This is a genomic window from Streptomyces sp. P9(2023), assembly GCF_032436795.1.
Classification (GTDB): Bacteria; Actinomycetota; Actinomycetes; order Streptomycetales; family Streptomycetaceae; genus Streptomyces.
Window position 1 is genome coordinate 172847 of the sequence record NZ_JAUPWM010000008.1, and the last position, 17926, is coordinate 190772.

General features: G+C 69.4%; 23 protein-coding genes and 1 pseudogene. 22 read left to right on the forward strand and 2 right to left on the reverse strand.

What is annotated here, in order from left to right:
• The 22 genes and pseudogenes from Q5762_RS14625 to Q5762_RS14730 all read left to right on the forward strand — a co-directional run bounded on the left by Q5762_RS14625 (position 1) and on the right by Q5762_RS14730 (position 16552).
• The gene (locus Q5762_RS14625; protein ID WP_315892503.1) at positions 1-216 is read left to right on the forward strand and encodes a hypothetical protein; all 216 of its coding nucleotides are present in this window, start codon (positions 1-3) and stop codon (positions 214-216) included.
• 105 nt (positions 217-321) lie between these two features.
• Positions 322-669 (forward strand): hypothetical protein, encoded by a 348-nt coding sequence (locus tag Q5762_RS14630; RefSeq protein ID WP_315892504.1) that lies wholly within the window; start codon positions 322-324, stop codon positions 667-669.
• Positions 670-693: 24 nt separating this feature from the next.
• The gene (gene bet / locus Q5762_RS14635) at positions 694-1671 is read left to right on the forward strand and encodes a phage recombination protein Bet (RefSeq protein ID WP_315892505.1); all 978 of its coding nucleotides are present in this window, start codon (positions 694-696) and stop codon (positions 1669-1671) included.
• Between the two features lie 67 nt (positions 1672-1738).
• Positions 1739-2872 carry a PD-(D/E)XK nuclease family protein gene (locus tag Q5762_RS14640; protein WP_315892506.1) on the forward strand — a complete coding sequence of 378 codons (1134 nt, stop codon included), beginning with the start codon at positions 1739-1741 and terminating at the stop codon, positions 2870-2872.
• A gap of 87 nt (positions 2873-2959) precedes the next feature.
• Positions 2960-3877 carry a helix-turn-helix domain-containing protein gene (locus tag Q5762_RS14645; protein ID WP_315892507.1) on the forward strand — a complete coding sequence of 306 codons (918 nt, stop codon included), beginning with the start codon at positions 2960-2962 and terminating at the stop codon, positions 3875-3877.
• Positions 3878-3976: 99 nt separating this feature from the next.
• Complete coding sequence (locus Q5762_RS14650; protein ID WP_315892508.1) at positions 3977-4255, forward strand: hypothetical protein; 279 nt, start codon at positions 3977-3979, stop codon at positions 4253-4255.
• Between the two features lie 86 nt (positions 4256-4341).
• The gene (locus Q5762_RS14655; protein ID WP_315892509.1) at positions 4342-4956 is read left to right on the forward strand and encodes a hypothetical protein; all 615 of its coding nucleotides are present in this window, start codon (positions 4342-4344) and stop codon (positions 4954-4956) included.
• A 227-nt stretch (positions 4957-5183) separates the two neighbouring features.
• Positions 5184-6683 carry a DNA cytosine methyltransferase gene (locus tag Q5762_RS14660; protein ID WP_315892510.1) on the forward strand — a complete coding sequence of 500 codons (1500 nt, stop codon included), beginning with the start codon at positions 5184-5186 and terminating at the stop codon, positions 6681-6683.
• A 28-nt stretch (positions 6684-6711) separates the two neighbouring features.
• A complete protein-coding gene (locus Q5762_RS14665; protein WP_315892511.1) occupies positions 6712-7437 on the forward strand; it encodes a hypothetical protein in 726 nt (241 codons plus the stop codon).
• 24 nt (positions 7438-7461) lie between these two features.
• Complete coding sequence (locus Q5762_RS14670) at positions 7462-7893, forward strand: hypothetical protein (RefSeq protein WP_315892512.1); 432 nt, start codon at positions 7462-7464, stop codon at positions 7891-7893.
• Positions 7890-8714, forward strand: coding sequence for a hypothetical protein (locus Q5762_RS14675; protein ID WP_315892513.1), 825 nt, complete (start codon positions 7890-7892; stop codon positions 8712-8714). The genes Q5762_RS14670 and Q5762_RS14675 overlap by 4 nt, the downstream gene beginning before the upstream one ends.
• Before the next feature lie 178 nt (positions 8715-8892).
• Positions 8893-9210 (forward strand): annotated as a pseudogene (locus tag Q5762_RS14680) (HU family DNA-binding protein); the annotation flags it as partial.
• A gap of 79 nt (positions 9211-9289) precedes the next feature.
• The gene (locus Q5762_RS14685) at positions 9290-9820 is read left to right on the forward strand and encodes a hypothetical protein (protein ID WP_315892514.1); all 531 of its coding nucleotides are present in this window, start codon (positions 9290-9292) and stop codon (positions 9818-9820) included.
• On the forward strand, positions 9817-10644 hold the full coding sequence (locus Q5762_RS14690; protein WP_315892515.1) for a phosphoadenosine phosphosulfate reductase family protein: 828 nt from the start codon (positions 9817-9819) through the stop codon (positions 10642-10644). Before Q5762_RS14685 ends, Q5762_RS14690 begins: the two co-directional genes overlap by 4 nt.
• The gene (locus tag Q5762_RS14695; RefSeq protein ID WP_315892516.1) at positions 10641-11267 is read left to right on the forward strand and encodes a hypothetical protein; all 627 of its coding nucleotides are present in this window, start codon (positions 10641-10643) and stop codon (positions 11265-11267) included. The genes Q5762_RS14690 and Q5762_RS14695 overlap by 4 nt, the downstream gene beginning before the upstream one ends.
• A gap of 294 nt (positions 11268-11561) precedes the next feature.
• Entirely contained in the window at positions 11562-12191 is a 630-nt protein-coding gene (locus Q5762_RS14700; protein WP_315892517.1) for a hypothetical protein, read from the forward strand.
• A 67-nt stretch (positions 12192-12258) separates the two neighbouring features.
• The gene (locus tag Q5762_RS14705) at positions 12259-12558 is read left to right on the forward strand and encodes a hypothetical protein (RefSeq protein ID WP_315892518.1); all 300 of its coding nucleotides are present in this window, start codon (positions 12259-12261) and stop codon (positions 12556-12558) included.
• A gap of 80 nt (positions 12559-12638) precedes the next feature.
• Positions 12639-13658, forward strand: coding sequence for an N-6 DNA methylase (locus Q5762_RS14710; protein WP_315892519.1), 1020 nt, complete (start codon positions 12639-12641; stop codon positions 13656-13658).
• On the forward strand, positions 13655-14224 hold the full coding sequence (locus tag Q5762_RS14715) for a hypothetical protein (RefSeq protein WP_315892520.1): 570 nt from the start codon (positions 13655-13657) through the stop codon (positions 14222-14224). Before Q5762_RS14710 ends, Q5762_RS14715 begins: the two co-directional genes overlap by 4 nt.
• On the forward strand, positions 14221-15324 hold the full coding sequence (locus Q5762_RS14720) for a DUF4192 domain-containing protein (protein WP_315892521.1): 1104 nt from the start codon (positions 14221-14223) through the stop codon (positions 15322-15324). Before Q5762_RS14715 ends, Q5762_RS14720 begins: the two co-directional genes overlap by 4 nt.
• A 56-nt stretch (positions 15325-15380) precedes the next feature.
• Positions 15381-15962: a DUF6349 family protein gene (locus tag Q5762_RS14725; protein ID WP_315892522.1), complete on the forward strand. Its 582-nt coding sequence runs from the start codon at positions 15381-15383 to the stop codon at positions 15960-15962.
• A gap of 5 nt (positions 15963-15967) precedes the next feature.
• Positions 15968-16552: a hypothetical protein gene (locus Q5762_RS14730; protein ID WP_315892523.1), complete on the forward strand. Its 585-nt coding sequence runs from the start codon at positions 15968-15970 to the stop codon at positions 16550-16552.
• Positions 16553-16985: 433 nt separating this feature from the next.
• On the opposite strand, the gene Q5762_RS14735 is transcribed toward Q5762_RS14730, so the two are convergent.
• Both Q5762_RS14735 and Q5762_RS14740 read right to left on the reverse strand, forming a co-directional pair.
• Complete coding sequence (locus Q5762_RS14735) at positions 16986-17510, reverse strand: PIN domain-containing protein (RefSeq protein WP_315892524.1); 525 nt, start codon at positions 17508-17510, stop codon at positions 16986-16988.
• Between the two features lie 4 nt (positions 17511-17514).
• Entirely contained in the window at positions 17515-17802 is a 288-nt protein-coding gene (locus Q5762_RS14740; protein ID WP_315892525.1) for a helix-turn-helix domain-containing protein, read from the reverse strand.
• Between the last annotated feature and the right edge of the window lie 124 nt (positions 17803-17926).

Consider the following 17926-nt stretch of genomic DNA (forward strand, 5'->3'; position numbering starts at 1 on the left):
GTGCAGATCATGCACACCCCCGGCGGCGATGCCGTCGCCGTGATGAAGGCGAAGGAACTGCTCCTGACCGAGGTGGCGCTGATGGCCTACGTCGCCGAGAATCCGGACTCCAACCTCGCGGTCCGCGTGATGCGGGACGTCGTCACCGCGAGCGAAGAAGCCGAGCGGTGCGCGGAAGAAGCCGCCGAGAGCGCCGGGGCCGCAGCGTCGGCCTGATGCCGCAGGCGTGAAGTCGCGCCTCTCGATAGCGGGGTTGATCATCTGCCCTTCGTCCCTCAAGATGTGAGACACGATTTAGATCGGTCATTGAGGGGGCGGGGTATGGCGGTCGTCCAGGACGAGATTCCTGGCCTGGTGATTCACACCGTGCGGCAGCCCGACGGTCACGAGGCGACGATCCAGGCGCAGTTCGAGGCGTTCCACCAGCTCAACCCCTGGGTCCTTCGGGCCCTGGAGAGCCTGACCGCCGACTACCTCGCCCGCGGCGCCCGGCGCGTCGGCATCGGGATGCTCTTCGAGGTCCTGCGCTGGCGCTACGCCACCGCTACCGAAGGCGACGACGAGTTCCGCCTGAACAACAACTTCCGCTCCCGGTATGTCCGCCTGCTCATCGAGCGGCACCCGGAGTGGACCCCTGCCTTCGAGGTGCGCGCGCTGCGTACCGACTGAACCGATCCTCTTGGAGAAAAAACAGTGAACGACCAACAACCCAGCGAATCCAAAGCCATCGAGGGCACCGTCGTGGAGGCGGCCCCGAAGGCCGCTCCAGCCAGCGGAACGAGCGCCATTGTTCTGCGCGCGGACCAGGACGAGTTCGACCACAAGCAGCTGAGCACGCTCGCGCTGCTCAGCCCTGGACTGTCCGCTGCTCCCCGCGGTCACCTGGCGATGTTCTTCCACTACTGCGTCCGTACCGGGCTCGACCCGTTCGCCCGGCAGATCTACATGATCGGGCGCACGAACTGGAAGGCGGAGAAGGACCCCGACGAGCCGGAGAAGACCTGGACGATCCAGACCGGCATCGACGGTTTCCGCGCCGTGGCACACCGGGCGGCGGCGAAGGCTGGAGAGGCCATCTCCTACGAGGACACCGTCTACTACGACTCCGAGGGCAAAGCCCACGAGGTGTGGCTCTCGAAGGCGTATCCGACCGCCGTGAAGGTCACCGTCCTGCGCGGGCAGGCGCGCTTCCCGTTCATCGCCAAGTGGGACGAGTTCGCCCCCACGTACTACGACCGCAAGCAGAGCGCGTACGTGGTGGCGAAGATGTGGCAGCAGATGCCCGCCCACATGCTGCGCAAGTGCGCCGAGGCCGGTGCGCTGCGGATGGCCGCACCGCAGGACCTGTCCGGGGTGTACGCGGACGAGGAGATGGAGCACGTCGACGCCGAGGCCGTGGCCGGCGTCGCCGAGGACGCCGCCCAGCGCCTTCGTGCCGCCGCCGGGCTGGAAGACGCCGACCGGGACGACAAGGACGGCGCCGCCGCCGACGAGCTCGCCGAGGACCCGGCCGACAAGAAGCAGCGGGCGGAGCGAAAGCCAGCGCCGAAGAAGCGCACCACACCGCGCCAGCAGCCCGAGCCCGACCAGGCCGAGGAGCCCCCAGCCGCGCGCAAGCGTGCTGCTCCCCGGAAGCGGACCGCGCCGGACAAGGACAGCGCCGCCTCCTGACCCCTTCCCGATCCGGACGGGTGCCGCCCGCTTCGCGGCGGGCGGCCCCTTCTTCTTGGAGACCTGAATGACCATCATGGCCGAGCGTCCCGTCAGCCTGTGGCCTGCGGCCCACAAGGCCGACGCGCGCCGCCCCCGCTCCCTGCAAACCAAGATCGGAGCCAGCGACACCGTCTGTGCCCGCCGCGCCGGATACCTCCTGCACGGGCGCACCCCCACCGACGGCGGCGAGAAGCGCAAGGCGATCCTGGGCACCTGGCTGCACGCCGGAATCCTGGCCGCTGCTCGCGAGGAGTTCGGGTGGATCATCGAGCGCCGTGTCGAGGACGAGACGATCCGGGGACACATCGACGCCGTCCAGTTCGACGGCGACACCGCCGCGCGCCTGCCGAGGCGGCTGCGCCCCAGCCTCCCGGCCCAGGAGACGACCGTCGAGGACGTGAAGACCAAGAGCACGTATCAGTGGGACAGCGTCCTGCGCTACGGGGCCAGCGACGCCGAGATCCGCCAGGTCCTGCTGTACGCGGACCTGCTGCGCAGTGAGGGGTTCGCCGACGTCGAGGGGCAGCGGCAGCTCGCCCGCCTCGGGCCGGTCGACGTGGGGCGTATCCGGTTCCGGTTCATCAACCGCGACAACGGCGACGACCATGTCCAGGAGATGGCGTTCAACGCCGAGCGGGCCAGCGGCGCGCGGTGGTGGGTCCAGCAGGTGAGGGCAGCTGCGACGCCGGAGGAGCTGCCGCGCACCTTCGAGGGGCCGGGCCTGTCTGCCATTTGCGATCACTGCCCGTTCAAGACGGCCTGCTGGGGCAGCGTCGCTGCCGGGCGCCGTCCGCAGAGCATCCTCATCCACGACGACGCCGACCGTGCAGCCGCGCTGGAGGAGTACGTCGAGGTCACTGCGGAGATGAAGCCGCTCAAGGAGCGGTTGAAGTTCTTGCGGGCCAAGCTGGATGGCTCCGATGCGGGCGTCTATGGCGACAACGTGCTGACGTGGAGCGGCGGGAACCCCATCAAGGTCGATGACGTGGACGCCATGGCCGTGCTGTACCGGCGGGCCGGTCTTGAGGTGCCGATGGCGCCGGACGCCTCAGCGATGAGGGCGCAGCTCAAGGCTGCGGGCATACCCGTGCCCGTACGGCTCGACCACGACAGGCGCACGTCGGTGAGCATCAACGTCAGCCTGCGCAAGAAGCCCTGAGGCCGCGAACCGGTAGGGGCAGGGCGGTTGTTGGCCCTGCCCCTACCCCAGTGCGCCCCCGAACGCACGTGACATGGAGAGGTGCCGGTGAGCATCCAGTTGATGGTGGTGGCGGCCTATCTGCCCAAGGAGGTGATCAACCAGACGCAGAAGTTCGTGCTGATGAAGATTGCGGACTCTGCGGACGATCAGACGCGTCTGGCGCGGCCGGGGCTGGAGCGGATGATGGCCTGGGCCGGCGTGGGGGAGAAGCAGGTCATCGCGGTCGTGACCGAGCTGGTCGGGCTCGGCCTGGTCGAGCGGGTGGAGGTCGGGCGTGTCGGCCGCCGTGCCGAGTACCGGGTGTTTCCCGACGGTGTTCCTCCGATCCCCAGTACGGAGGAGCTGATCGAGCGGCGCCGCGTGGCGCAGCGTGCCCCGAAGAACCCCCGGCTGGCACGTCAGGTCGAGCATCGCAGGCGGCCGTCTGCGGCGGCTCGCACCCAAGATGATGTGGCCGCGCGGGAGGAAGCACGCGACGCGGCGCAGGGCGCTGCCGAGGGAGGGTTCCCCCAGGGGAACCCTGGAGACGGGGAGGGGAGGGTTCCCCCACGGGAACCCAGTGGGTTCCCCCAGGGGAACCAAGAGGGTTCCCCCAGGGGAACCCCTTCTCTTCCTTCTCCTTCCTCTTTCCTTCCTATCCCCCCTACCCCCACAGCGGACGCTGCGGGGGAGCCCGCCGCGGCCAGGCACGAACAGCAGCCGGGCGGCTGCCCGAAGCACCCGGAGCCGGTGGGCAACTGCCGGGGGTGCGGCACCAACCCGCGTGCCGGTCGTGAGCAGGCGCGGCGTGACGCGATCCAGGGCGAGCACGCCTCGCAGCAGCAGTGGCTGCGGGAGTTCTTCGCCGAGCGGGCGCGGCGAGTTGCCGCGTCGGACCCGCAGGCCGAGGAGATGGCGCGCAAGCGGGTGCGGGAGTTGGCCCGCATGGGGCGTGAGCGCGGGCCCAACACCCGTTGCAAGTAGGTGATTTCGGTGATCACCAACATTGACGCCCTGGCGTACGGGATTAAGATATAAGTATCTAGTTCGGAACTCACCGGACTCAACCTCTTGGGAGAGCCCATGAACACCCTGACCCTCGACCCCGTCGCCTACGTCGTTGTGGCCGCAGTCGTCCACGGCCCGAACGCCGATCCCATCCTCGGCGAGGGGCTGTTCTGCTCCATCGACTGCGCCGCACACGAGGTGCGCGACCTGGCCGTGGCCCTCGGCCTGCAAGAGCGGGGCGCGACGTTCCTCGCCCGGCATGAGGGCCGCCCCGTCGGCATCGCAGTCACCCGTGGCGGCCGGATGTGGACGGTGGAAGTCCACTCGACGCACGAGCTGGCCAACAACGGCTAAATCCGTCTCCTGAGATAGGAGACATTTTCCAGTCGGTGGACGCCTCATGTGGGTGTCCAACGGCAACGCCCCTCTTGGAGAACGACATGACCATCGCGGCACTGCCCGACCACAACAACCTCACCGACCCGCTGTGGCAGAAGCTGTTCTACGGCTACCGCCACGTCATCACCCCGCTGCGCCGCAACGGCTGGACGACCGACGTCGAGCTGTGCGGGGGCGAGTACCACGTCCGGGCCGACCTCGGCGACGGCACCGAGCTGATCATCGCCTCCACGCATTCGCTGCCCGTCGACCCCAGCGAGGTGGACGGCTGGACAGTGGTGCGCCAGGGCATCGACCACCCTGACGTGCACACCGCCCTGTACGACTCCACCCCCGACGGCCCGCAAAGCCACCACGGGACCAGCCTCACGCCGATGTTCGCCCGCATCGACGCCTTGGACGCCTGCGCAAGCCCGGACCGCCTGTGGGTCTCGGCCTCCACCGTCACCCCCCACGGCGCCACCCACCACCAGAGCGGCCCCCTCGAAGCGCCGGGCGGAGCCATGGCCCGCTTCTTCGACTGGTCCCACCACCTCCAGCACGACGGCTGGCGGCTGGCGATGGCAGCGGAGCAGGACAAAGAGCACGAGCCGCTGGCGATCTACGAACGCGACCGCCACGTCACGCTCCTGCGGCTCACACCGCACCATGACTGACCCCGCCTCCGGCCCCTTAGCGGCCCGCGCACAGCGAGGCGAGCGCCAGTGACCGTCCTCCTGGTCCTCGACGCGTTCGGCCTCCTTGCTCTTGCGGCGTTCATCGCCCTCGGCGTCGAAGACGCCCGCCAACACCGCGCCTTGGGCGCCTTCGACGAGTCCTGACCCCACGGCTGCCCGGCCTGAACCGGGCCGGGCAGCCCCTTCCCTCTTGGAGACCAACCCCTGTGCCCCGCGCCATATCCCTGCTCTGCGGAGCAGGCGGAGACGCCACCGGCCTGGCCGAAGCCGGATACGAGCCGATCCTCGGCATCAACCACTGGCAGACCGCCATCGACACCTTCGAGCTCAACCACCCCGGCGCCAAGGCGCGCTGCGCCGATGTCCGCAACTACCCCATGCGCTGGCTGCCCCAGGCGCTGATCCTGTGGGCCAGCGTCATCTGCACCGAGATCAGCCCCGCCGGCGGGCGCAAGCGCCAGTCCGACCCCACCCAGGACGCCCTGTTCGAGGAGGAGGAGCAGTGGCGGGAGCTGCCCCAGGAAGCGTTCGAGCAGACCCGCGCGACCGCCTGGTGCGTGCTCCGCGCCGCTGAGGCCAAGCGGTACCCGGCCATCGTGGTGGAGAACGTCACCGAGTTCATCACGGACTGGATTCTGTTCCCGGAGTGGATCAGGGCCATGCGCAAGCTCGGGTACCGCGTCCAGATCGTCTCGGTCTCCTCCGCGCACATCGGCTCCGAGACCAACCCGTACGCGCCGCAGTGGCGCGACAGAATTTATGTGGTTTTCACCCTGAGCGGCGTACGGCGGCCGGACCTCAGCCCGCGCCCGCTCGCGTACTGCGTCGAGTGCGGCCGGGACGTCCGTGCCCGGCAAAGCTGGCGCAACGACAAGGTCCGTGTCGGCAAGTACCAGCAGCAGTACGACTACCGGTGCCCCAACAACCGCTGCGGGCACGCGCTGGTGGAGCCGTACGTGCGCCCCGCCGCCGACGTGATCATGTGGGACGACATCGGCCAGCGCATCGGAGACCGTGCCCGGCCGCTGGTGCCGAACACGATGAAGCGGATCGCGTCCGGGCTGGAGAAGTTCCCGTACGCGCCCAGCGTCATCACTCTTACCCACGGCAAGGACGGCACCGACCGGGCGTTCGACCCGCACGAAAGGCCGCTGCCGACCCGCACGGCGAAGCTGGGCGAAGCCCTGCTGGTGCCGGTCGGCGGATCGTGGAACGAGACGGCCACCTCGGTCGGCGCACCCATGCGCACCCGCATGACCCGCGAGAGCGAAGCCCTGGTCACGGTCGACCCGGCCCCGTTCATCGTGGAGTTCCGCAACAACTGCGACGCGGCACCGGTGGACAACCCGCTCAGCACCCTGAGCACCGCCCGCCACCACGGCCTCGTCGTGCCCGACGGCGTGGCACGCGACCGGGCCCGCAACACCCTGGTCATCCCGTACCGCAAGAGCGCGCCGAAGACCGCGGCCCAGCCCCTGCACACCCTGAGCACTCGTGACTCGGCGGCCGTGGTGCGCACCGCGCCCGACATCAACGACTGCTTCTTCCGCATGTTGCAGCCGCGCGAGCAGCTGTCGGCGCAGCGGTTTCCCGAGACGTACCAGGTCGTCGGCTCCAAGGCCGCCCAGACCATGCAGGCCGGCAACGCCGTGAGCGTCAACGTCGCCCGCTGGATCGGCGAACGCCTCAAGCCCGTTCTGGCCTGACCCCACCGAGAAGTAAGGAATCAGCACCATGACCCCCGCAGCAGCGGATCACCTGGCCATCGTCAAGCAGCAGCGCGAGGAACTGCACGCTCAGTACAGGCGGATCGAGAAGGTGCACGCCCTGGCCGTCCTCGATCACCTGGCCGCCTACCTGCGCGACGCCTGCCCGGAGGCCGTCTACATCACCTTCGCTTACTACGGCAACACCCGGACGCTGGACCTGAACGGAGTGCTCGGCGCCCAACCCAGCCCCTTGGGCGCGTGCCCCTGGCTGTGGGACGGCAGCGACGAGGCACACCCGCTGGCCGAGATAGGCGAGGACATCGAGTTCGACTTGGCGTCGGCGCTGGCCCCCTATGACTCCCCGGCCTGGGCGTGCGTCAGCCGGAACTCCGCCAGCGACGGCAACAGCTGGCTGCTGGAGCTTCCGCCGCCCGACCGCGCCGCGCGCATCGCGGAGCTTGTGCGCGGATACCACCCGGAGGCGACCGCGCTCGTGGTGGACGGGCGCAGCGCGGGCGGGTGCGTCCTAGAGGTCGTCGAGGGCGTCACCGAGGACAGCTCCGAAGCCCGTACCCGCCGACGCTGGCCGCGCGAGTGCGACGACGCCATCACCCGGCTCGTCGCCCAGATCTTCGCGCTGCCCGAGCTCGCGGACCGGCATCTCGTGCCGACCTACGGCCTCTACGCGCACGGGGACGGCAGGGGCTCCAGTGACCTGGTGCGCCTGCTGCCGCTGCCGCCGACTGCGTAGCCGCAGCCCAGCGGAGAGCACCTGATGAGTGGCACCGAGTGGGTCAGCGAAGCGCCATGCGTGGGCGACCCGCGATTCACGATCCGACCGACATGGCCCGCGTTCGCGAGCGAACTGCCCCAGCTGCTGCTGCGGATGTGCCAGGGCTGCCCCTTCCGTTCGGAGTGCATCGAACTCGTCCTGCCGCGCCAGACCCGGTTCGACGGAGTCTGCGGTGGCCGTCTGTTCGTCAACGGCCAGATCTACGCGACCTGCCAGAGCGCAGACCCCGACGAACTCACCGAACACGGCACGTACATCGCCCACGGCACGGAGGCCGGAGCCCGCGCCCACAACCGGCTCGGCGAACCGGCCTGCGCGTGGTGCCGGGAAGCCGGGCGGATCGCCCAGGCCCAGCGGCGCGCGAAGAAGCGTGCAGAGCGCACCGACCATCCCAACCCATCTCAAGGAGAATGATGTTCACGATCCAGGCGGACGCGCTGTCCGCCATCCTCGACAAGGTCGCCCCCCACCGCCCCTCCGGGCCAGACATGGAGCACCTGGACATGGTGCTCCTCGACTGCAACCGCGGCTGGCTGCACGCCATCGCTGGCGGAGACCGCACCCTCGCAGTCGCCCGCACGACCGTCGCCGGTTCGCACTGGACCGCACCCCTCGCCTTCGACGACGCCTCCGCCCTGCGCGGCTGGCTGGAGTCCTCCGACCACGTCCTGGTGGAGCACGTCCTGGAGGACGGGCGACAGCTGCTGCGCTTCTCCGAAGGTTCGGCTCAGACGACGGTGCCGGTCGCCACGTACATGGCCGACCTGCCCTGGCGCACCCTGCTGCGCGCAGAGGCTGGGCCCCCGTCCTACGAGCGCGGCCCCGTCCGGCTCAGCGCCGCAGACCTCGCGCTGTGGGAGCACGCCGGCGAGGAGGTCGAGGTGCGGCACGCCGCCCGGCGGGCTGCGCTCGTCGTCACGGCGGGACCGGACTTCATCGGATTGCAGATGCCGCGCCCCGGCCACCGCAGCGTGAACGCCCTGGACGCGTGGACTACATCGGTCCGCTCGCGGCACTTCCTGTACGAAGGGGTGCCCTACGAAGTCGGGGGCCTCTATATGGGCGGCCTGGGGGCGGTGTGGCGGGTGGTGGCGCGGCCTGCCCCCGGCGAAGAGCCCGTGGTCGTCAGCGCGGATCGATCCGGCGTGGTGCTGCCGCTGGCCGCCGTGCTCAAGGTCGGGGCGCCTGATGCCCATGGCGGTGTGATCACCTCCCCTCAAGATAGGAGACATTGATGAAACAGAGCGAGTTGCTGTGGGTGTCGCCGCCCGGCCACCGGGCCGCCACAGACCCCGAAGACGACCCGGGTGTTGGCCTGAGCGCCCTCCCGGCCGCGTGGCGCGCCCCGCGGCACCCCCGCACCTCACCCAGCCCAACCTGTCGCCCCTGCACACGAATCGAGAGGAATCCCCAGTGAACAAGGCCCAGCTCGTCGAAGCCGTCGCCGCGCAGACCGGTGGCCGTGCCAAGGCGGCAACTGCCGTGGACGCCGTACTCGACGCCATCGTCCGCGCTGTCGTCGCCGGAGACACCGTCTCGGTCACCGGCTTCGGCAGCATCTCGGCCCGCGACGTCCCGGCCCGCTTCGCCCGCAACCCGCAGACCGGCGACCGGGTGAAGGTGCCCGCCACCCGCGCCCTGCGCTTCCGCCCCGGCGCGAAGTTCAAGGACCTCGTGGCCCGACGCGAGCCGCTCCCCGCCTCCGGCAACAGCATCCAGAAGGCCCCCAAGACCCCCCGCCCATAACCCCGTACGACGGCGTGCCGCCCCGGCCTCGGGCCGGGGCGGCCCTGCCCCCGAAGGAACTCTGATGAACGACCCTGTCGGAACCGAGATAGCAGCCACCGCGACGTGGCTGGAGGAGCACGCGGCACCCGGCGCGGCCACCGTCCTGCGCCGCGTCGCCCGTCAACGTGACCAAGCGCGAAGGGATCTGGCAGCCGAACGCTCCCGCCCCACAGCAGCGCCCGCCGCGCCTCAACAACCCCAGGAGACCCGGCAGAGCGCGGATGACCACCCCAGCGTGCCGTCCGCCCCTGAGGCCGCCCGCGTCATCGCGATGCTGCGCACGGACCTGGCCCGCTTCCAGGCACTGGCCGAACGCGCGGGCTGGGTACCCGACGGCGGCAGCAAACGGCTGTGGCGCTGGCGCGAAGGCTGGTGGGAACTGGGCCACCGCAAGAAGAACCCGAAGGACGGCTACCACGACACCGGCTGGTACCTGTGGGGTCCCGACGGCAGCTTCGGCGAGTGGGTCGCGCCCCACAAGGCAGACGCGATGACCGACGCCGACCGGCTCATCACCCAGCACCTCGCCGCCACGGCGGAGGTGAAGCCGTGACCGGCCAACTCGAACTGCTCACCGCCCGCGACGCGCACGGCCCGGACCCCGTGCCCGACCTCGCCGCAGCCGACAGAATCATTTTCAGCAGCAGCGGAGGCAAGGACAGCCAGGCGGCGCTCGACGAGGCGGTACGACTGGCCGACGAGGCCGGCGTGCGCGACCGCATCGTGGTGCTGCACTGCGACCTGGGCGTCACGCCCCGTGGGCACACCGTGGAGTGGCCGGGCACCCTCGACCTTGCACGGAAGCAGGACGAGCACTACGGGCTGCCCTTCGAGGTACGGCGCGCGGCCCGGTGGGCCTCCCTCGTCCACCGCATCCGCGCGCGCGGCCGGTTCCCCAACCTGTTCAACCGCTACTGCACCGGCCTGAAGCGGGACGTGTCGCGGACGTTCATCACCGAGCAGGTCAAGGCGCTGGGCATCACCGGCCGCCCGGCGCGGATCGTGCTGGTCCTTGGCCTGAGGGCCGAGGAGTCGCGGGCCCGCGCGGGCAAACCCGCCGTGGAGCTCGACCGGCGCGCGAGCAGCGGACGCCGCACCGTCACCCTCTGGTACCCGGTGCTGCGCTGGAGCACCGCCGAGGTCTGGCAGCGCATCCGCGAAAGCGGCGTCCCCTACCACTGGGCGTACGACCAGGGCATGTCCCGTCTCTCATGCAGCCTGTGCGTCCTGGCATCGATTCCGGATCTGACCTGCGCCGCGCGCCTGCGCCCCGAACTGGCCCAGGAGTACGCGGACCTGGAAGAGGAGTTGGGCGAGCCTTTCCGCCGCGAGCTGCCGATGGCCGAGGTCATCCGGCGGGCCGGGACGGCGGCATGACGGCCCTGCTCCAGAGCGCGCCCGTGACCCTGCCCAGCGTCCAGAGCGCGGGGGAGTGGCAGCCGCGCGTCATCGGCCTGGACCTCTCCCTGACCTCCACGGGCATCGCGGGCACGGACTGGGCGTTGGCGGCTCGCCCCGGCAGGCGGCGTAGCCATGAGCGGATGGACTGGCTGTGCGGGCATATCGCTGACGGCGTGGACGGCGCCGACCTGGTGGTGGTCGAAGGCGCGGCCTACGCCCAGGGCGCGCAGGCCGGGCACCACGAACTGGCCGGACTGTGGTGGCTGGTGACCCAGTACCTGTGGCGCCACCGCATCCCGTACGCCGTGGCCAACCCCCATCACCGCACGATCTACGCCACCGGCCGCGCGAACCCGGCCCAGGACTACCCGCGCAAGGAGCGGTCGCGGGTCGCCAAGGGGATGGTGCGCAGCGTGGCTGTCGAGCGGTATGGCGTCGAGTGCGAGGGGCCCGGCCGGTACGACCAGGCGGACGCCACGGTTCTCGCGCAGATGGGCCTCGACTGGCTCGGCTACCCGACCGTGCCGGTGCCGGACACCCACCGGCGGGCGCTGGAGGCCGTGCGGTGGCCGGAGCTGATCCCCGTCGCCGCGAATTAGGGAATTGAATTCCCGGAATCAATTCGAATTCAAAAGAGGTAATTCTTGCATTCGCGGTATTTGGGATTAAGATATAAGTAACAAGTTCGGAAATACCGGACGGAACGGAGGAGGAAATGAACGGCTGCCCCTGCGAGTGCAACAGCGGCGGCTTCTGCGGCGGCTGCGGCCACGCCGGATGCGGCGGACGCCGCCGCTAAGCACCAGCAAGCACCAGGTCACACCCCGCGCCCCCGGCCCATCGCCGGGGGCGCACCCATACGCGCAAGCGTCCTCTTGGAACGAGAACACCCCATGACCCACAGCCGAGGAATTCAAACCCTCTCCGAACAAATCGGCGTAGAGCCCGACCACGTCGCTCACGCCCTCCGCCTCGCCTCACGCACCTTCGCCGCCATACAGACCACCCACTTCCGGGACATGACCGCAGACCAGTTCCGACGCCTCATCGGCAGCGACCGCCACGCCGTCGCCATCGTCGCCAACCTCGCTATGCGCCATGCCAAGCGCATCGAGGACGCCCAGATCCTGATGAGCGTCTACAAGGCCAGCTCGGGCATCGCTCCCCACCGCCCGGTCATCCGCAAGGGCGTCGGCACGCTGCCCGAGTACCGCGACCACGCCTACGTGCGGCAGGCCATCCACATCCTTCAAGCCGCCGACCTGCCGCCCATCCACACGGACGGCACCCACGAACTCCGCCCCGGCTTCCAGGTCATGCCCGGCTGCGACGACCTGCCCGGCTGGCTCTTCATCGCGCCCGACCCAGACGCCGAGGCCCGCACCGGCTTCGCCGGCGGGCGACTGGGCTACCTCGCCGTCATGCGCTGGGCCGGATGGGGCGTCATCACCGAACCCCTCACCGACGACCACCTGTGGGCCGTCTGCCACCCCGACTACCGGAACAACCCCTTCCCCTCCTGACCGCGCCCGCTCCCGGCCCGCCGACCAGCGGGCCGGGATGGGCCGAACGAGAAAGGCCACCAGCACCGTGAAGTTCCCGGTAGACGACGACATGCTCACCGCCTGGTCCACCCTCCTCGGCCTCACCAAGGAGCAGTCCAACGACGTCCTGCGCGACGTGGAACATGCCCTGCGGCGCGGCTACGCCTTCCGGCCCCTGGCCGTACGCCACCTCAGCTTCGAGCAGGTCACCGCGGACATGGACGTCGACGAGCTCGCCCTCATGTACCTGACCTTCGGCCTGCACCGCGCAGGCCAAGACGAGCTGGCCGACGACGTGATGGCCCGCGCTCTGGCCCCCGCCACAGCCCCCCGCCGCACCCTCTGACCCCACAACCGACAGCAACACCGCCGCCCCGGCCGCGCGCCGCGCACCGGGGCGGCCCCATGCGCGCAGACAGGAGACCCATGTCCGACGACGAACTGTTCGTCCCCCGAGCGGCCACCCCCGCCGCGCGGCCGGTCCCGGCCTGGGCCAAAAAGAGCCCGCCCAAGTCGAAGGCCGCCGTACGAACCGCACCCAAGGTCGCCGCACGGAAGTACCTCGCACCCAGCGACCCCCACGAGCACGCCCGAAAGATCGCCGAGAACGTCATCGACGCCTGGTACCAGAACTTCGGCGGCAGCAGCATCGACATACCCCTCGGCACCGTCGCCGCGCTCGCGCTCCTGCGCAACGTCCCCGGCCTGGCCGACTGGATACTCAACCTCCAGCCCCACGAACTCCCGCAGTTCTTCAAGGAGATCTACCTCGGCTACTGGGTCAAGCGCCCGGACCTGATCAACCGCGCTCTGCGCCTGCACGACTGGGCATGGAACCCCGACCCTGACAAACAGCAGCTCCGCGCCGTGCACGCGGTCACCCACCGCGCCATCAACACCGGCCTGCTGGACCTCACCGGCCACGACGACCCGTACCTACGCGCGGAGGCCGACGTCCTCAGCCCGCTGCTGACCGGCCTGCGCCACAAGAGCGACAAGAAGTGGCGCGGCGAGTACCACACGCCGGCGTGCGTCACCGACCTGATGGCCCGAATCCTCGTGGACAAGGACTTCGCCGGACCGGACATGTCCATCCGTGAACCCGCCGTCGGCTCGGGGACCATGTTCCGCTCCGTCGCCCAGCGCCTGCGCGACCTCCAGCTCAACCCGCACGACTACACCTGGTACGGCAACGACATCGACTCGCTCTCCGCAGCGTGCGCCGCCGTCAACACGATCATCTGGGACCTCGGCCCACGCGCCCTCATCGGCTGCGCCGACTCCCTGGCACCGGAAGACGACTACGCCAACACCGTCGAAGAGGCCAAGGACGCCTTCGCGCAGCGCGACCGCTACATGGACACCGCGAGCGCCATCGCCGCCTCCCGCCGCGCCTTCCGACTCATCGACGAGCTGACGGCCTCCAAGGAGAAAGCCTCCGCATGACCGAAGAGCACGACCTCGCACGCCCCCGCGCCACACCCGCATCACGCACCCGCAGGCCATCGTTCGCCGCTCCCGACGAGACGCGTACCGCGCACCCACTCGACCAACTCGCCCCACATCTGGAAGCGCCCTGGACCAAGGAGGACACCGACACCCCCGACCGCACCACGCTCTACACCCACCCCGAAGGCCACCGCATCGGCCTGCGCGTGCAACCCGGCGACCTGATCATCCAGACCTGGATCACCGCAGGCCCCGACCTGCCGCCCATCCCCGCCGGCACCGCCGAGGAGAAGGCCGCAGCCCAGGCAGCCAACGACGCCCGCGTGCAGCCCGGACGCACCTGGCACGCCACCGTCCCCACCCGCCACACCGACGACCTCCCTACAGCCGTCGCCAGCGTCGTACGCGAACGGCTCATCCCCGCGCTCACCCACAAGCCCAGGGGCGTCCACACCGCCACCTACGGCCCGAAGCGGAAGCCGGAGCCGACGGCGGAGGCGAAGACCCCACCGGCCAAGAAGCGCCGCGCCACCACCACGAAGAAGAAGGAAACCCAGAAGTGAACATCCCCGACAACAAGCTCACCATCAGCAGCTTGGCCAACCTCGCCGAGATCTTGCCGTTCATGCTCGGGCACTACCCCGACGACAGCATCGTCTTCCACTGCCCCGGCCCCAACTTCGTTGACGGGCCGAGCATGACCTGCCCCCTGCCCGACGACCCCGCCCACTGGCAGCAGGTCGCCGAAGCCGCCGCCTGCAACTTCATGCACTACGCGCAGCGCAAGGGCCAGGGCCTCCACTGCGACATCATCATCTACCTCTGCCGCGAACCGCGCCCCGGCCAGAGCGCCGAGGAGACCGCCGAACTCCTGCGGCCCGTAGCCGACTGGCTCGTCGGTGCGCTCACCGAACACCGCGGAACCCCCCAACAGACGCTCGGGCTCGTCGCAGGCCGCTGGTGGGCATTCGAATGCGACCTGCCCGGATGCTGCGAAGGCGAACCGCTCCCCGCCCTCGATGACCCCAACAGCGCCGCCGCACAGCTCATCCGGCTCGGCTACTCACCCGGCCGCCGCACCAGCGACATCGCCAAAGAGTTCCAGCCCGCCGACTCCGACCACACCACCCACCAACTGGAAGCCCTCGACAACGAGGGCACGGCCTGGGACGCCCAGTGCGCAACGTCGGAAGGGCAAGACGCCGCGCTCGACGCAACCCACGTGCTCCTCGAATCCGCGATGCGCGCCTTCCGTAACGGCGCGACCGAACTCGCCGACGACATAGCCGCCCGGCTCATCCACGGCCTGCACGACGACTGGGCCCGAGACCACGGCGTCGAATTCGCCGAAGACGACGACCTGCCCCACGCGCGTCGCCTCTGGGCCTTCCTCGCCCGCCGCTGCATCCCGCCCTACGCCGACGCAGCCGTCCCGGCCCTCACCTTGTTCGCCTGGGTGGCCTGGCGGCAAGAGGACATCATCGCCGCTCGCCTCGCGCTCAAGCGGGCCCTGACCATCGCGCCCGAGTACGACCTGGCCGACACCCTTCACGACGCCATCAACAGCGGAGCCGACCCACAAGGACTGCTCGACATCGCCCGCAAGACCCGAGACGAGCGACTGGCTCGCGACCACGCCACCGCCGGCACCTACGTCAACTGAGCCAACTGGCGGCCCCAGCGACCAACCGGGGCCGTCCCGATCTGAAAGACCCAAGCATGACCACACCCACCAAACCCGTCGGCGCAGTCGCACACCACACTGCCTACCTTCCACGGTTCTGGGACAAGACCCAGGACGTCCGAGACGTCTGGTCTATCGACTATGGCCACCCCGGCTTCACCCTCCACACCCCGCCCGAGCCCACCCGCGACCACCAGCCCACCGTCATTACCCGCCGACGGAACCAACCCGCTCCCCAGCACCCCGAGGAGACCTGGGCCTACCTCCACCGCGGGACTTGCCTCGGCTGTACCTGGGAAGGCCCGGACCGCCGAAGGACCGACGAAGCAGTAGAGGACGCTCACGACCACACCCACCCGAAGTGGCGGACCTTGCCGCCCCTCCCCGAACGGCGCGGCCGGCACTGGCTCACCCATGCCACGCGCCTCTACCCGGACAACTGGTTCGACAACGGCGGACCGATCCGCACCATCCGCACGGGAATCGAGAAGCGGCACCTGCCGGGGGCGGCCCCAGGAGGCGGCTACGACCTCGCGGTGGTGCCCGAGAAGCGGGTGCGGCCAGCGGCGATCAACGACCCCCTGCCGCTGGACACCGGCGCAGCCGAGGCAGCGTGATCGACGTGGACTCCATCACCTGGCTCCGCCCCGAGTTCAAGGGCCGAGAAGACGAACTGATCAGCCTCGCCGCCGGAGGCCACCTCGTCGGCGTCAGCCGCTCCGCCGTAAGTAACTGGGCGAAGCGCCATGCGGACTTCCCGAGGATCGCGCTGCTGACGGGCATCGGCGACAGACGCATTAAGTACGTCCCCCGCTCCGAGTTCCTCGACTTCGCCCGCGTGCAACTGAACAAGAAGCGCGGCTCCGGCCGCCCGACGGCACCCCGCCGCCCCACGGCACTCCTGCGAGCTGAGGAGGTCGCTCACGCCGAACGCCAGATAGCCCGGCTCAGGGAACTCGAGGCGCGGCAAGCAGCGACCTTGGCCAACACCCGAAGGGCCCTGAAGAAGCACAAGGCACGGCTCGAACGCGCCAAGCAGCGTCTTGCCGAGGAGGTCGCCGCAGTCCACCGCCTCGAATGCACGGAAGGCACGTCCCGCGCGGACCCTGCAGCATCACCGGATGGACGTGACGGCGGGGTAGTCTGTGAGGATGCGGCTGACCTGCGAAAACGGTCACCGGCTCCGCCCCGGGCACAGGGGAAGTGAGCTCGCGTTCATCCCGATGCAGGTGCGAAGCTCCCCAGATCGACCCTCCACTCCAACCAGCGACGCTGCCGTTCAGCACGGTCCTGGGGCCGGAGTACGGGAACGGATGGGAACCCTGTGGGAACGGAAGGACCAGGAACGATGCGGCAAGGCACAGCGAGGGCAGGCACCCGCATCCGTTCTGACCTGCAACTTTGCCTAGGATCAGGCCATGTGGATCAAGATCATGATGATCATGTGCTGACTCGTAATGCGTAGGTCTCGGGTTCGAATCCCGAAGGCGGCTCTGTAGAACCCCCAGGACTCACTCGCCGTGACCTGGGGGTTTTGCTTTTGGGGTCACGTGGAAGCCATTCCTGAGGATCGCGGAGGTGCTTCGGCGTGAACGCCAGGGGCGCGCGCCATCAGCCGGCGCGGAGAGCGGCGGCCGACTCTACGAGTCCGTCTCGCTCAAGCCGATCAAGGACGTCACTCGCAGCGCCAGGCGGCTTTCGCCAGGAGTCGGCGATCTGCTGGACGGCTGCGAAGACTCGCTGACGATCCAAGTCGATCTGGGCCAGGACGAAGTCGTCTGCGCTAGCTGCTTCGCGTTCCACGCTGTGAGGGTCTCTTGGGGAAAGTCCTTGAGGTTGTTGGTGACGATGAGTTGAGCCCGGGACTTGACGGCGGCAGCGAGCACGTGCCGGTCGTCAGCGTCTGGCAGTTCCAGCACTGCCTCCAGGGGTTCGTAGTCCTTGACGAGGCAGTCCCGGACGGCGCGCATCATCAACTCCCGTGTGCGGGCCAGTTTCGTTGGATCAAGCTCAGGTCTGTTGGCCTGGAGGTTCCGGAACACTTCGTCCAGGATCCGATCAGTCCACTTCGCCCGAACGAGCCCGGCCTGGGCTATCCGGATCAGCAGGTCGCGCAGTGTGCTTGGGTACAGAACGCAGGCGTCGTAGACGACGGTGAACGCCACGGGATCAGATCAGCCCCATCTCCTGGTCCAGGGCCGTGAGTTCGTCTGCGGCCGCCCGGCGCTTCTGATCGTCCTGGCGCTGGTACTCAATCAGCGACTGTGCCTTGATGCGGCGGTGTGTGCCGACCTTTCGGTAGTCGATCTCACCAGCCTCCAGCAACCCGATCAGGAACGGCCGAGACACGTTCAGCATGTCGGCGGCCTGCTGTGTGGTCAGCTCCGCGTGCTCGGGAACGATGGAGACTGTGCGGCCTGCTGCCATGTGGCTCAGCACTGTCGCCAGGAGCTCCACTGCCTCACGGGGCACCTCAAGATCCGGTTCTCCGTCCTCGATCCTGAACCGGATCCGGTCCGGGGGGAGCTTCGGGGGCCCGCGTGGTGCCCGGAGCCGGCCCGGGCGGCATGGGACGGGAGAG